Raw genomic sequence first — 15098 nt, forward strand, 5'->3', positions numbered from 1 at the left:
TACAATATAATTGGCTTAATCATTATTGGGGACATCGTCTTTCACTCGATATCGGCGCAATTGGCGTCCCCTAGGGGATTCGAACCCCTGTTACCGCCGTGAAAGGGCGGTGTCCTAGGCCTCTAGACGAAGGGGACACAAGATATTGCACATACTGCTGCGGTATCTCATGTAAGTCCTATTCTCTCGAATAAGTCTCCCACGTATAGCCTATTGCTCTACTTTCTATCAGACAATCTGTGTGAGCACTTCACAAAAACACTTCAATGGTAAGGAGGTGATCCAACCGCAGGTTCCCCTACGGTTACCTTGTTACGACTTCACCCCAGTCATGAATCACAAAGTGGTAAGCGCCCTCCCGAAGGTTAAGCTACCTACTTCTTTTGCAACCCACTCCCATGGTGTGACGGGCGGTGTGTACAAGGCCCGGGAACGTATTCACCGTAGCATTCTGATCTACGATTACTAGCGATTCCGACTTCATGGAGTCGAGTTGCAGACTCCAATCCGGACTACGACGTACTTTATGAGTTCCGCTTGCTCTCGCGAGGTCGCTTCTCTTTGTATACGCCATTGTAGCACGTGTGTAGCCCTACTCGTAAGGGCCATGATGACTTGACGTCATCCCCACCTTCCTCCGGTTTATCACCGGCAGTCTCCTTTGAGTTCCCGACCGAATCGCTGGCAACAAAGGATAAGGGTTGCGCTCGTTGCGGGACTTAACCCAACATTTCACAACACGAGCTGACGACAGCCATGCAGCACCTGTCTCAGAGTTCCCGAAGGCACTAAAGCATCTCTGCTAAATTCTCTGGATGTCAAGAGTAGGTAAGGTTCTTCGCGTTGCATCGAATTAAACCACATGCTCCACCGCTTGTGCGGGCCCCCGTCAATTCATTTGAGTTTTAACCTTGCGGCCGTACTCCCCAGGCGGTCGATTTAACGCGTTAGCTCCGAAAGCCACTCCTCTAGGGAACAACCTTCAAATCGACATCGTTTACAGCGTGGACTACCAGGGTATCTAATCCTGTTTGCTCCCCACGCTTTCGCACCTGAGCGTCAGTCTTTGTCCAGGGGGCCGCCTTCGCCACCGGTATTCCTCCACATCTCTACGCATTTCACCGCTACACATGGAATTCTACCCCCCTCTACAAGACTCTAGCTGACCAGTCTTAGATGCCATTCCCAGGTTAAGCCCGGGGATTTCACATCTAACTTAATCAACCGCCTGCGTGCGCTTTACGCCCAGTAATTCCGATTAACGCTTGCACCCTCCGTATTACCGCGGCTGCTGGCACGGAGTTAGCCGGTGCTTCTTCTGTCGGTAACGTCAATCGTTGATGATATTAGCATCAACGCCTTCCTCCCGACTGAAAGTACTTTACAACCCTAGGGCCTTCTTCATACACGCGGCATGGCTGCATCAGGCTTGCGCCCATTGTGCAATATTCCCCACTGCTGCCTCCCGTAGGAGTCTGGGCCGTGTCTCAGTCCCAGTGTGGCTGATCATCCTCTCAGACCAGCTAGGGATCGTCGCCTAGGTGAGCCATTACCTCACCTACTAGCTAATCCCATATGGGTTCATCCGATAGCGCAAGGACCGAAGTTCCCCTGCTTTGCTCCTGAGAGATTATGCGGTATTAGCTACCGTTTCCAGTAGTTATCCCCCTCTATCAGGCAGATCCCCATACATTACTCACCCGTCCGCCGCTCGTCAGCGAGAAGCAAGCTTCCCCTGTTACCGCTCGACTTGCATGTGTTAGGCCTGCCGCCAGCGTTCAATCTGAGCCATGATCAAACTCTTCAATTAAAAGTAGCTTGATGCTCAAAGAATGTTTACTGTCGTATGTCTTCTTGCGAAAACATATTACCTATTAGTTCATATATATGAATTAACGTGTTAGTCACTCTTCAAGACTTAAAATCAAATATTTTTTTGATAGTGTCCTGTGAGTGCCCACACAGATTGTCTGATAAATTGTTAAAGAGCGTTGCAGCTTTTCTTTATGAAAACCAACCTTTCGGTCGTTGCTGCGAGGAGGCGTATATTACGTTTTCCTCCGTGAGAGTCAAGCAATTTTTTGCTTTTTCTTTTCAGAATCTCTCGCTGCCGTTTCAGTGTTCATCGCGCTTTGCGTTGTCTTGTTCCCGGTCAGTGGATGCGCATTATAGGGAGTCAGAAAAATCTGGCAACCCCTTTTTTCATATTTTTTTCTGTTCGCTCAGCTTTCCACCAAATTTGACTTAGATAGCTAGTTTTTCCAGCGTTTTGAGCCCTTCAGCTTCGAGAACTGGCTGTAATCCTTTTGCGTTGTCATCCATTAATAAGCAATATGCGAAGTTTTCTTCCTCTGAATTGGCGATTTCTTCTTGATTATTAATGAGCCAAACGGTTCTTCTGGCGATTGCAGAACCTGAATCAATGAATCGAGTTCCATTTGGTAGCACTTTTTCGAGTTCTTCTATTAATAGAGGAAAATGCGTGCAACCCAAAATAACAGTATCGGGCGGCTCTGGCATTCGAATCCATGGCCTGACAGTTTGAGCAACTTCATCTAGTGGTAAAGTTTCCCCATGTAACTTTCTTTCTGCAAGTTGAACTAATTCCGCAGAACCGAGAGAAATCACTTTGCAGTCTGTTGCAAACCGTTCGATCAGCTCTTTGGTGTATTCGCGGTTTACAGTGCCTTTCGTCGCCAATAAACCAACTACGCCATTACGCGTTAACTTGGTTGCGGGTTTAATGGCTGGAACAACCCCAACAACTGGGAACGTAAAATGTGCTCTCAAATTAGGAAGGCTGACCGTACTTGCGGTATTACACGCAATAATCGCAATGGTTAAAGGATGTTTTGCAGCTATTACATTTACGATTTGATAGACCCTATCAATAATGAACTCTTCGCTTTTTTCACCATAAGGGAAGGCTTCATTGTCGAATGCATAGATATAGTGAGCATTCGGGATCATTTTTTTGACTTCACGATAAACAGATAACCCGCCCACTCCAGAGTCAAACACTAGAATGGTCGGGCGAACAGATAGGTTGTTATCAGAAGTTGTAGCTTCCTGTAAGGAAATATTCTCTTCCAGCGGTGCGATAACCATACGCGGTCTCATAGTCTTTATCGAACATATTAGCTATTTTACCACGAATTGTGAGATGTGAAGTGATTGGATATGCAGCGGTGAGATCCCAGATGCTAACGCCGCCGACTTTAGTGCGTTGATAAGTTTCATTGGTATCATAACGACTGCCTATATATTGGTAAGTCAACCCCATATCTACAGCAGCAATGTTCCAATCTAGCTGGTATTTGACTTGTTGTTTTGCTCTACGATTAAGCACTTTATTTGTTTTTTCATTTCTTGGGTCTAGATACTGTAACGTGAGTTGATGGCTAAATAGGCCTGTTTGTAATTCACCATTCCACTCGACTCCTTTAATCTTTGCCTTGCCAATATTGTTATAAGAACTAGTTTGCGTCACTGGATCCGAAGTGAAATCAATCAGATTAGTTATCTCGTTTTCATACCCAGTTAATTGCCAAAACAATAACCCTGTTTCGCCTTCTAAACCAATTTCCCACTGCTTACTTTCTTCTGGTTTTAAATTTGGATTTCCTTTGATGTTCCAAGCAACATTATCCGTATAAAGCTGACCTAAGTTAGGGGCTTTATACGCTGTAGCATAAGAGCCGATTAACTTATATCCATCATAAAATTCCCAGCTTAAACCTGATTGCCATGTCGTGTGCCAGTTAAATTCAGAATGGTGATCTGAACGTACTGCCCCTTCCGCATTGACAGAGTCGATGAGTACATATTGTCCTGTAAGATAAATACCTGTGTTATTGACGGTTTCTTTTTTACTTGTCATCGTATAACCACCGGGCTCAATGCTTTGACGTTGATAATCAACCCCAGCACTGATATTTCCTTTTTCTAATCTATAGCTATTACCCCATTGAAAGTTGTATTGGTCTGATTCATCAATTACAGAACCGCTACCATACCGCCCATTGTGATAGTTGTAGTTGTAATCTTTCATATGGCTATAGCTCCCAAGCAAACTTGTAGAGTACTTACCATTCGCATATTTCAACCCAGACTCATATGTTCTGCTGTATAGCTTACGAGTGTCTGCTGGCGTACCGTCATAACTCGTACGATTGTCATAACCATAAGCGCGTGCATAAGCAGAAAGAACGGAAGAGAATTGATGCTCAACACCTAACCATAATGTTTTATTCAAAAAACCATCTTTATCGGGTTGAGGGCCCCCGCCTGTATTTCCTCTGGCTTCAACATCAAACCCTTTTGTATGAGTATAAGCACCCGCTGCCGTTACCGTTGTATTCTCACCAATTTTTTGCTGAGTCGAACCGTTATAGTTTTGGTAACTGTGTGAGCCAATACCTGCATTTAAAGTAGTGCCATCGTTATCACGACGAGTAATAATATTCACCACACCACCAACAGCATCAGAACCATAAACCGCTGAGCGTGCGCCGCGAATATACTCAATGCGCTGTACCAGAGAAATTGGGATTTGGCTCATATCAGATGAACCTGAAATGCCCGCCTGATTCAAACGAACGCCATCAATTAGAACTAAAACATGACGAGATTCTGTTCCCCTAATAAAAAGAGAACTCTGTTGTCCCATCCCCCCATTTTGAGCAATATCCACCCCCGGCAAGTGCCTTAATACATCAATAATGGTATTTGACTGCCAATGGTCGATATCTTCACGAGTGACCACCGTCACTGGCGCTAATATAGAAGAAATAGGTTGTTCGAAACGATTAGCTGACACAACCACTTGGTCAGTTTTGCCATTTGCACTTGCCAAAGAAGAAGTAGCGCACAGTACTGCCAGCGCAGCGGCCGATAGCGGCAGCGACTTTTTATTATTCATTATGGTTACACTCGGAAAATCAATTTAATTAACATTCCGCGAGGTTGAATATAAGATCCGCGCGAATATTCAACGAAGCGATTGGATGCGTGGCAGGTATCGGACTTTTACCGTTGCGCGTCAGTCTTGGATTCACACCAAATTCCCTAAACCACAGTCTATTATCGTAAGTTGAATAGTAGTGAGTGTCTATGGATGGATAATGAAAACTGGACATCTTCGCCGCATTCCCTACAATTTCGCTCCTGATACGAATTTATTACTGCTTTATGGAGCCAAACATGCCAAACACCTTGCATACTGAAGACTACGAACAACAACTCGTAGAAAAAACGGATCGTTTAAAGGCGATGATGGCTCCTTTTAACGCCCCTGAACCTGAAATATTTTCATCTCCAACATCCCATTATCGGATGCGTGCTGAATTTCGTATTTGGCATGAAGGTGATGACCTGTTTCATATTATGTTCAATAAAGAAACGAAAGAGCGTATTCGTATTGACCAGTTTCCTGTCGCAAGTCAGTTAATTAATGACATGATGGCGGCGTTATTGCCGTTAATTAAGCAAAATGAATTACTGCGCCATAAATTATTTCAAATTGACTATTTATCAACACTAAGTAATAAGCTGATTGTTTCGCTGCTTTACCATAAAAAATTAGGTGAAGAATGGATGGCAGAAGCAAAAGCGTTAAAAGCCGCTTTAGTTGAACAAGGCTTTGATGTGCAATTGATTGGCCGAGCGTCAAAAACAAAAATCATGTTAGATAATGATTATGTCGATGAAGTCTTACCTGTTATGGGTAAAAATATGGTGTATCGCCAAGTTGAAAATAGCTTCACGCAACCTAATGCACAGGTCAATATCAAAATGTTGGAGTGGGCAATTGAGTCAACGCAGAATTCGACGGGTGATTTATTGGAACTGTACTGTGGAAATGGAAATTTCTCTTTAGCATTAGCGCAAAACTTCGAACGCGTATTAGCCACTGAAATTGCAAAGCCCTCAGTGGCCGCTGCTCAATATAATATCGAAGCCAATAATATTGAAAATGTACAAATTATTCGTATGTCCGCAGAGGATTTTACCCAAGCCATGCAAGGTGCCCGTGAATTTAGGCGCTTGGAAGGTATTTCTTTAGCCGATTACCAATGCAATACTATATTCGTTGACCCGCCTCGCAGTGGTTTAGATGCAGAAACAGTGAAACTAGTTCAGGGTTATGAGCATATCCTATATATTTCATGTAACCCAGAAACGCTATGCGATAACTTAGCTGAGCTGACTAAAACCCATAAAATAGAGAAATTAGCCTTATTCGACCAGTTCCCTTATACCCACCATATGGAAAGTGGGGTATTACTGAGCCGCTATTAATTTACTAAAAAACAAAAACGCCGCAGTGATTTGAACTGCGGCGCCTTACTATTAGAAAAATCGTATAAACTTAATTTTCAACTTCTTGTTCAAGTGCTAGCTCCGCTTTTTCTTTCTTACGTGCTTTCCAGCTTGAGTACATCCACAATGCGATAATGACAATAAATGTTGCGGGAATAAAATTAGAGCCTATTTCAGGATTTTGCACACGTAAAATCGCGGCATAGCCAAAAAGCCCAATAAAAAAACTACCTGCAACAAATTTTGGCAGCCCCATAGGCATCGCTTGATGCAAATAGCGCTGATGTAAACAATACACTGCCAATATCAGGGTTAAAATTGGGAAAAATGAAAAATCGACCAGCGAGTTAAACAGCGTTGAAAAGGTTCCATGGGTTGCAAGGCCAATCACAAAGGCTAGCAATAATGTGCTTCTTTCATAACTTTTTTGATCCGTCATTGATTCTCCTTATTATTTAGTCAGGTCTGGGTCAGTTTGATTTTGTTTTTCCTGTTCCCGGCGGTACCAGTAATAGGCGCCTTTCGCTATCATTCTTAACTGTAATACCAGCCGTTCTTCGAGATTTCTGCGTTTTTCTTCATCAATATCTAGCGCCTCTGCACCTGCGCTAAAGACAATCGTTACCATGGCCTCTGCTTGCATTTCAGTAAAATGGCGAGGCATACGGCTTTCAAGTTCAAGATAATCGGCCAATTCCGCAATAAAATGCTGGATTTCCCGAGCGACTGCCGCACGAAACTCAGCAGATGTTCCTGAACGCTCCCGCAATAATAACCTAAAGGCGTTAGGGTTATTACCAATAAACTCCATAAAAGTTGAGACTGATGTACGGATCACACTCCCGCCTTTTGCAATACGCTGCCTTGCTTGGCGCATTAGCTGGCGTAACATCAAGCCGCTTTCGTCGACCATCGTCAGCCCGAGTTCATCAACATCCTTGAAATGACGGTAAAATGAAGTCGGTGCAATCCCAGCTTCACGCGCAACTTCTCGCAAACTAAGGCTAGTAAAACTCCGTTCAGCGCTTAATTGGCTAAATGCGGCTTCGACGAGTGAACGCCGAGTTTTTTCTTTTTGTTTTGCTCTAACGCCAATTGTGTTACTCACGGTGATCCTAGTTTCTTATCATGAAAGGTAAATGTAATAAGCCTTACTCTTCGCCTAGCATACCTGAAAATAGTTAAACTGTTTTGGAGAAAAAGCGACTATCACTACAATTTACTCATTTTCAGAATTTAACTTAGCCTTTTTCAATTAGTTTTTTAACACTGATATACTACCAACCTTTTATTAAACAATGCGTCAGCAAATCCTTGGGAGCATGCATAAATATGTGACTAGGGTAAGCGAGTGTAGCCAACGCTGTATCAATTTGAAAAACGACGAGGAAATTAGGTGAAATAACCAACTAATGATAACATCTTGTTGTCATTTTGTTTTAGAGCAGGTCTTACCTCATGCAACTTACCCATTTTGATGCAATAGTCATTGGTTCCGGTCCTGGTGGTGAAGGCGCCGCCATGGGGCTAGTGAAACAAGGAAAAAACGTTGCTGTTATAGAACGTTATAATAATGTCGGCGGAGGCTGTACCCACTGGGGAACCATTCCCTCAAAAGCCCTCCGTCATGCTGTTAGCCGTATTATCGAATTCAACCAAAACCCTCTTTATAGTGATAACTCCCGTAGCTTAAGCTCCTCTTTCTCTGAAATTCTTCGTCATGCTGAAACGGTAATTAGCCAACAAACACGCATGCGCCAAGGTTTTTATGAGCGTAATGGTTGCCAAATGTTTTCGGGTGAAGCCACCTTTATCGATGAGCAACATATCAGTGTCCGTTACGCAGATGGTAGTTGTGACGTTTTAAGTGCGGATAAAATCGTGATTGCCACAGGTTCTCGTCCATACTGTCCTTCCGATGTTGATTTCAATCATTCTCGAATTTATAACAGTGATACGATCCTCAACCTAACTCACGAACCTCGCCATGTCATTATTTATGGTGCTGGTGTTATCGGCTGTGAATATGCATCTATTTTCCGTGGATTAGGGGTTAAAGTTGATTTAATCAATACCCGCGATCATCTATTGGCCTTTCTTGACCAAGAAATGTCAGATGCCTTGTCGTATCATTTTTGGAATAGTGGCGTTGTTATTCGCCATAATGAAGAATATGAAAAAATCGAAGGGGTCGAAGACGGTGTTATTGTTCACCTGAAGTCGGGTAAAAAAGTCAAAGCAGACTGCTTACTGTATGCGAACGGAAGAACGGGTAACACAGATAGCTTAGGTCTCGCTAATGTCGGGATTGAGGCTGATGGCCGCGGTTTAGTTAAAGTCAATAAAGCATATCGCACCACTAATGAACATATCTATGCTGTTGGTGATGTCATCGGCTACCCAAGCTTAGCCTCTGCGGCCTACGACCAAGGACGAATTGCGGCCCGAGCCATTGGTGGTAGTTTAGGTGATGCTCATTTAGTAGAAGATATTCCAACAGGGATTTATACCATTCCTGAAATTAGTTCAGTTGGTAAAACAGAGCAAGAATTGACCGCAATGAAAGTGCCTTATGAAGTCGGTCGGGCACAATTTAAACATTTAGCACGTGCACAAATCGCAGGTATGAATGTCGGTAGTTTGAAAATATTATTCCATAGAGAAACATTACAGATACTAGGTATTCACTGTTTTGGTGAAAGAGCGGCTGAAATTATCCATATCGGCCAAGCTATCATGGAACAAAAAGGTGAAGGTAATACTATAGAATATTTCGTGAATACAACCTTCAATTACCCAACAATGGCGGAAGCTTTCCGTGTTGCGGCTTTAAATGGTTTAAATCGACTATTTTAATTATTTTGTGATTTATGGTTGCCAATAACCTGGCAACCATCATCAACTAAAAAATAATATTGGCGGCTTAACCTTAAACTCTATTTTTATAATAGTTATCCATTGAGTTATAGATGGTCTCAGCTAATTGTTCATAGCGCCCACGTAACGGTGAACCCGGGCGATAAACTAATACAATTGTACGTTTCGGCTCAGGCTCAATACAATTTAAATAACATACCCCATCACGACAAACTTCATTTGGTACCGATAAATCAGGTAAAAGTGTAATTCCACTCCCTGCGGCCACCATATTTCTTAACGTTTCTAAGCTCGTTGCCCTAAAGTGTGTGTCTTCTTTCGCGCCCGCTTGGAAGCAGAAGCCCATCGCTTGGTCACGTAAACAGTGGCCATCTTCTAACATTAATAGCTTTTCACCTGACAACTCACTCATTTCAATCGTATCACGATCATGCCATGGGTGACTCTCATAAATAGCCAGTTTCATCGGTTCTTCGAATAACGGAACAACAATAAAAGGTTCCGTTTCTTTAACTTCCGCTAAAATAGCGCAATCTAATTTACCGCTGTCTAACTGAGCTAATAATTGCTGAGTTTGCGCTTCATGCAAATAGATTTCTAATTTCGGATGAGCTTGGTGCAATTGCGGAATAATATGAGGTAATAGATATGGCGCAACCGTTGGGATTAAACCAATATGTAATGGGCCCGACATGCTTTCCCCTTGGAGGGCGGCCATTTCTTGTAATACTTTAATTTCACGCAAAATAGTACGGGCTTGTTCAACCAATAATAAACCTTGTTGAGTGAAAAGAACTTTGCGGCTGGTTCTTTCTAACAACATAACGCCAAGTTCTTCTTCTAATTTACGAATTTGGCCACTAAGAGTAGGTTGGCTAACATGACAAGAATCCGCGGCACGTCTAAAGTGTTTATGTTCGGCGAGTGCGACAAGATACTCTAAATCTCGAATATTCATATTTCTTTTCCTTTCGTGAATTCTCTGTCAAACCAAAGATAGATAATACCAATCACTATATCGATATTGTTTTGTTTTATCTATTGATAAATTGAAAAATAGGGAGAAAACCTCATTTTCTGTACAAAACACGCAATAAAATGAAACAAAATGTAATATTTAGAAACAAAATGTGTCATTATTTACCCTCCTGTTATTTACAAAGAAAACACAACACCAGAAAAACATTAAGTTTTACTTATCATACTTAAAGCGGTATTAAATATCAGTGTAAACTCTGCTTAAGATCGATATTAAAGTAAAAATCCAATTGACCAACCTCAAAAACATTTCAAGCTAGTACATGGATACAAGATTAAAAAAAAGAAGAAGTAATTTTTTTAAATTTGCATTAATTTATTATTTTAGTTTTATAATTTCATGAGTGAAAATAACGTCATGTATAAAGTCCTTTAAAATCTTACACATAATTACACACACTTTTATTGTGGATAAACTCAAAATAACACCCTATATTTATTATAAGAAAAGAAAAGCATAGAACAGCATCAATTCAAATTAATAGTTTTATATAGTCACCTAACTTCTGCAATATCCTCATCAATGATGATAATACGGAGGGCTAAATACTATGAACACTATTATCAGCTTTACCTTCCCCATAAATGATCTAAATAGCAAACAAAGTTATTACAGAAAACCACAAGCATGCCGATATAAGATATGCATGTATATGATGAGCAGTGATACAAGCATAAGTTTGAAAACTGCACATACCAATAAAAATCCTCTAGGGGGTATAACAACATAAATAGGTAATTCAAAATACTGATGAATACCAATATGAATGAGGTAATAAAAATGAAGAGTAAAAGCATCAAATACAAATTCAAGTATCGAAAACATAATTTAGAGCAATACTGAAACGTTTTCATTAATAATAAGGTGGTATTAACCAATATTATTTTGGAAACAAAGAACATCACTCTCCAAAGGTTTAAAAAAGAAATCACAATGCCTTATTTCTGAAACATTTTGTCATATTCATTTTCACTTTCAATTAAACTTTGTAAATTTGTATTTAAAAACAAATTAAAAATCTCAATATAACAGCCATTTTTTATATCTAAAAATGAATATATTCAAGGCGGTTTTAAAAAACGCCACAATAGATTAAACCACCCAAAAGGGGGGTTTTGATGCAAACACAGAACATTAAACACTAACAAACCAAATTTAACGGAATATTGTAAATATAAATCATTAAAAAATGACCCTAGAGATATATTAAAGCAGGTCATTTAGAATTATATTTTAATACATTTTTAGCTTTTAGATTTACACCTTTTTAGAGTTTTTCATTTTATAATTCTTCCCATAGCAAGATATATGAAAACTTAAACAAACCGAATTACAGAAATTTGAAATTAGGAGCAAACATTATGACTATTAAAAAAATCACTTCAGTATTAACTTTAACTTTCGCTTTAGCTGCAACATCATTCTTTACTACGAATGTACAAGCTGAAGGAAATCAAACAACCATTACTTTTAAAGCCATGATTGTCTCTCCACCATGTACCTATGACATTAATCAAAACAACACAACTTTGAATTGTTTTAATAATGAAAAAAACAAAATGGAATCTAGCCCAATTAACTTTTCCAAAGAGAAAAAATCACCAGAATGGAAAGAATTAAATGGAAGCACGAGTATTTACCAATTCAATTGGACTAATAAAGAAAAAGGATATGCATTATTATCCGTGCAACACGCTTAATTAGAAAATAACCCAACCTTAAAAATACATTATATAAACAACTGATTTAAAACGAATTAAGTTGTAGGGCTCTATTATGCAAAAATCAATAACAGAAAGAGTATTTAATCGTTCATTAACAGCTTTAATATTAGTTTTAGCATTCAGTACATTCAATACCTATGCGAACCAAAGCCAAGAATCAGGCACTATTAGCTTCAATGGCGCAGTGGTTCACCCAACTTGTACGAATGCTGTCTCTGATACACATATTAAATTGAGTTGCTTGAATAATACTGAGTCTACAATGATAAATATTGGGCTAAATAATATTACTCAAGGAAAAGATTGGAACGTTATTAATGATGGTCGAAATGAATACTCATACAATTGGATCAATGAGGAGAAGCAATTAAGAATGTTAACCATTAAATATATTTAAAAACAAACGCGTTATGGGAATTGGGGTAGTCATGCTACCCCCCATTTTTATCTTCTATAACCGATCACAGCTCTAATCGTTTTTTTGCTTCTACAATAGCATTTGCCACTTGTTTCTGAGATACCCCGCCTTTTGCTAACCGCTTATCTAAACAAGATTGTAGTGATAAAACTTCATAGACATCCAACTGAATAGTGCTACTGAATTTTTGCAAATCACTTAAAGCCATTTCCTCTAAAGCTTTACCTTGCCCAATTGCGGCAACAACGGCCTCACCCACAATATGATGCGCTTCACGGAATGGAACACCTTTAGCAACCAGATAATCAGCGAGTTCGGTTGCATTCGCATAACCTTGCTTTGCGGCATCTTCACAACGACCACGACGAATTTGAATACCATCAAGAACCAACGCAGCCATGTGCATGCAATCTAACCAAGTATCTAATGCATCAAATAACCCTTCTTTGTCTTCTTGCATATCTTTGTTGTAAGCAAGAGGGAGCCCTTTTAGGGTCATCATCATACCTGTCAATGCACCTTGGACACGCCCACATTTTCCACGGATCAATTCCAATGCATCAGGGTTTTTCTTTTGCGGCATGAGTGATGAACCCGATGTCACTTTGTCTGATAGCTCAACAAAGCCAGCTTCTCCACTATTAAAGAAAATTAAATCTTCAGCAAAGCGGGATAAATGAACCATACCGATACTTGCGTTCGATAATAATTCAAGAACGTGATCTCTGTCTGATACCGTATCCAAGCTATTACGCGTTGCAGAAGCAAAACCTAACCAAGAGGCAAGCTGCTCACGGTCGATATCATAAGCCGTTCCTGCTAATGCCCCACACCCTAATGGGCTAACATCTAAACGTTTTAAGGTATCTTTTAAACGACTTTCGTCACGCGCTAGCATTTCGCTATAGGCTAAACACCAGTGGGCAAATGTCACCGGTTGGGCACGTTGTAAATGGGTATAACCTGGCATTACTGCATCTTGGTTATTTTCTGCGGTGATGACCAACGCTTTTTGTAATTCGCTTACCGCTTCAAGCAACAATGCGACTTGGTCTTTACACCACAGTTTTAAATCTGTTGCCACTTGGTCATTACGGCTACGACCGGTATGTAATTTTTTCCCTAAATCACCGACTTTATCAATCAGCTTACCTTCAACCCAGCTATGAATATCTTCTGCGTCACTTTGCAGGATAATTTCAGGGTTATCTTGCACTTCTTTCAGTAAGGAGTTTAGCGCTTGTTCTAAAGTTTGTTGTTCGCTATCAGACAATACACCAACTGTTACTAGTGATTTTGACCATGCGACTGAGCCGATAATATCTTGTTGCGCCAGGCGATAATCGAAACGCAATGAATCATTAAACTGTTTGAACCGTTGATCCGCTTGCTGACTAAAACGTCCACCCCAAAGTGCCATAACTAATCCCTACCTGATTGATAAAATAAGTTTTTAACCCCGACAGCAGTCTTGGCTGCCGGGAGACTACTATTTGATTTACTTCGCTTTGTTTTGTTCTTTCAGCGCACGGATACGTGAAGACAGCGAGTAAAGACGAATAAACCCACCTGCATGACTGTGGTCATAAACTTCATCTTCACCAAATGTGGCAAATTCCTCAGAATACAGGCTCTTATCCGCTTTTTTCTGAATCGCAGTCACTTGCCCTTTATATAATTTCAGAACAACTTCCCCTGTCACATCTTGTGCTAATGATTCAGCAGCCGCTTGCAGCGAGTGACGTAGTGGTGCGAACCAACGGCCATCATAAACCACATATGACATTTCTAAGCCGAGTTGCTCACGCCATTTGTAGCTGTCACGGTCAAGAACCAGTTGTTCAATACCACGTAATGCCGCCATCATAATGGTGCCTCCCGGGGTTTCATAGCAACCACGAGATTTCATACCCACTAAACGGTTTTCAACAATATCAATACGGCCCACTCCATGTTTTGCACCTAAAGTATTTAATGCTTCTAAACAGCCAAGTGGAGACAATGCTTGACCATTTACCGAAACGACTTCACCGTGTTTGACACCAACGGTAACTAATTCAGCTTCATCTGGTGCATCTTGCGGATCGACAGTCCATACCCAACAATCTTGGTTTGCAGCATTCCATGTGCTTTCTAAAACACCACCTTCCGTAGAAATGTGCCATGCGTTTTCATCACGGCTGTAGATTTTTTCAAGGCTAGCTGTTGTTGGAATATTACGCTCTTTCAGATAATCGAGCAGCGCTTCACGGGAACGTAAGTCCCACTCACGCCATGGTGCAACCACTTGTAACTGTGGTGCTAATGCCGTATAGGTGCTTTCGAAACGCACTTGGTCATTACCTTTACCTGTTGCGCCATGGGCAACAGCATCTGCACCCACTTTTAAGGCAATTTCAACTTGCGCTTTAGCAATGATTGGACGAGCCATTGACGTACCTAATAAATAGCTACCTTCATATAGCGCCCCCGTTTTCAATACAGGGTAAATATATTCTTTGATGAACTCTTCACGTAAATCGACGACATAGCACTCGGATGCACCTGATTGTAGAGCTTTTTTCTCTACGCCTACTAAATCTTCACGGTCTTGCCCCACATCCGCAACGAAGGCCACGACTTCGCAATCGTCATAGTTTTCTTTTAGCCATGGAATAATTGCTGATGTATCCAGGCCACCTGAATATGCTAATACTATCTTTTTAATGCCCTTTTTCAT

11 protein-coding genes, 1 tRNA gene, 1 rRNA gene and 1 riboswitch are annotated in these 15098 nt (G+C 40.9%); of the genes, 4 read left to right on the forward strand and 9 right to left on the reverse strand.

The features are described from left to right. Positions 1 to 61: 61 nt before the first annotated feature. The 4 genes from P3L40_RS21705 to btuB all read right to left on the reverse strand — a co-directional run bounded on the left by P3L40_RS21705 (position 62) and on the right by btuB (position 4921). Positions 62 to 137, reverse strand: a tRNA-Glu gene (locus P3L40_RS21705). Positions 138 to 270: 133 nt separating this feature from the next. Continuing rightward, a 16S ribosomal RNA gene (locus tag P3L40_RS21710) occupies positions 271 to 1810 on the reverse strand. Positions 1811 to 2244: 434 nt separating this feature from the next. Then, positions 2245 to 3108 (reverse strand): glutamate racemase, encoded by an 864-nt coding sequence (gene murI, locus P3L40_RS21715; RefSeq protein ID WP_136135437.1) that lies wholly within the window; start codon positions 3106 to 3108, stop codon positions 2245 to 2247. Further along, entirely contained in the window at positions 3053 to 4921 is a 1869-nt protein-coding gene (gene btuB, locus P3L40_RS21720) for a TonB-dependent vitamin B12 receptor BtuB (RefSeq protein ID WP_210852727.1), read from the reverse strand. Before btuB ends, murI begins: the two co-directional genes overlap by 56 nt. A 73-nt stretch (positions 4922 to 4994) precedes the next feature. Continuing rightward, positions 4995 to 5092, reverse strand: a riboswitch (cobalamin riboswitch). A gap of 110 nt (positions 5093 to 5202) precedes the next feature. Between btuB and trmA the strand changes: the two genes are divergently transcribed. Next, positions 5203 to 6300: a tRNA (uridine(54)-C5)-methyltransferase TrmA gene (gene trmA, locus P3L40_RS21725; protein WP_036959114.1), complete on the forward strand. Its 1098-nt coding sequence runs from the start codon at positions 5203 to 5205 to the stop codon at positions 6298 to 6300. 70 nt (positions 6301 to 6370) lie between these two features. Here the strand turns inward: trmA and P3L40_RS21730 are convergent, their stop codons facing one another. Then, the gene (locus P3L40_RS21730) at positions 6371 to 6760 is read right to left on the reverse strand and encodes a YijD family membrane protein (RefSeq protein ID WP_004265352.1); all 390 of its coding nucleotides are present in this window, start codon (positions 6758 to 6760) and stop codon (positions 6371 to 6373) included. A 12-nt stretch (positions 6761 to 6772) separates the two neighbouring features. Further along, on the reverse strand, positions 6773 to 7429 hold the full coding sequence (fabR, locus tag P3L40_RS21735; RefSeq protein WP_004265350.1) for an HTH-type transcriptional repressor FabR: 657 nt from the start codon (positions 7427 to 7429) through the stop codon (positions 6773 to 6775). Between the two features lie 350 nt (positions 7430 to 7779). Between fabR and sthA the strand changes: the two genes are divergently transcribed. Continuing rightward, complete coding sequence (gene sthA / locus P3L40_RS21740; protein ID WP_004265342.1) at positions 7780 to 9177, forward strand: Si-specific NAD(P)(+) transhydrogenase; 1398 nt, start codon at positions 7780 to 7782, stop codon at positions 9175 to 9177. 73 nt (positions 9178 to 9250) lie between these two features. Here sthA and oxyR read toward each other — a convergent pair whose 3' ends face one another. Next, on the reverse strand, positions 9251 to 10156 hold the full coding sequence (gene oxyR / locus P3L40_RS21745) for a DNA-binding transcriptional regulator OxyR (RefSeq protein ID WP_004265340.1): 906 nt from the start codon (positions 10154 to 10156) through the stop codon (positions 9251 to 9253). Positions 10157 to 11598: 1442 nt separating this feature from the next. Here oxyR and P3L40_RS21750 point away from each other — a divergent pair. Further along, positions 11599 to 11937, forward strand: coding sequence for a pilus assembly protein (locus P3L40_RS21750; protein ID WP_094961910.1), 339 nt, complete (start codon positions 11599 to 11601; stop codon positions 11935 to 11937). Positions 11938 to 12013: 76 nt separating this feature from the next. After that, positions 12014 to 12358 (forward strand): hypothetical protein, encoded by a 345-nt coding sequence (locus tag P3L40_RS21755; RefSeq protein WP_136135434.1) that lies wholly within the window; start codon positions 12014 to 12016, stop codon positions 12356 to 12358. Positions 12359 to 12422: 64 nt separating this feature from the next. Here the strand turns inward: P3L40_RS21755 and argH are convergent, their stop codons facing one another. Then, complete coding sequence (gene argH, locus P3L40_RS21760) at positions 12423 to 13799, reverse strand: argininosuccinate lyase (protein WP_136135433.1); 1377 nt, start codon at positions 13797 to 13799, stop codon at positions 12423 to 12425. A 78-nt stretch (positions 13800 to 13877) separates the two neighbouring features. After that, positions 13878 to 15098 carry an argininosuccinate synthase gene (locus P3L40_RS21765; protein WP_004265334.1) on the reverse strand — a complete coding sequence of 407 codons (1221 nt, stop codon included), beginning with the start codon at positions 15096 to 15098 and terminating at the stop codon, positions 13878 to 13880.

The organism is Providencia sp. PROV040 (assembly GCF_032706145.1).
Classification (GTDB): Bacteria; Pseudomonadota; Gammaproteobacteria; order Enterobacterales; family Enterobacteriaceae; genus Providencia; species Providencia hangzhouensis.

Bases quoted from the DNA above. Each gene is read 5' to 3' on its own strand.
- murI (WP_136135437.1), bottom strand. From the start codon at position 3,108: ATGGTTATCGCACCGCTGGAAGAGAATATTTCCTTACAGGAAGCTACA.
- btuB (WP_210852727.1), bottom strand. From the start codon at position 4,921: ATGAATAATAAAAAGTCGCTGCCGCTATCGGCCGCTGCGCTGGCAGTA.
- trmA (WP_036959114.1), top strand. From the start codon at position 5,203: ATGCCAAACACCTTGCATACTGAAGACTACGAACAACAACTCGTAGAA.
- P3L40_RS21730 (WP_004265352.1), bottom strand. From the start codon at position 6,760: ATGACGGATCAAAAAAGTTATGAAAGAAGCACATTATTGCTAGCCTTT.
- sthA (WP_004265342.1), top strand. From the start codon at position 7,780: ATGCAACTTACCCATTTTGATGCAATAGTCATTGGTTCCGGTCCTGGT.
- oxyR (WP_004265340.1), bottom strand. From the start codon at position 10,156: ATGAATATTCGAGATTTAGAGTATCTTGTCGCACTCGCCGAACATAAA.
- P3L40_RS21750 (WP_094961910.1), top strand. From the start codon at position 11,599: ATGACTATTAAAAAAATCACTTCAGTATTAACTTTAACTTTCGCTTTA.
- P3L40_RS21755 (WP_136135434.1), top strand. From the start codon at position 12,014: ATGCAAAAATCAATAACAGAAAGAGTATTTAATCGTTCATTAACAGCT.
- argH (WP_136135433.1), bottom strand. From the start codon at position 13,799: ATGGCACTTTGGGGTGGACGTTTTAGTCAGCAAGCGGATCAACGGTTC.
- P3L40_RS21765 (WP_004265334.1), bottom strand. From the start codon at position 15,098: ATGAAAAAGGGCATTAAAAAGATAGTATTAGCATATTCAGGTGGCCTG.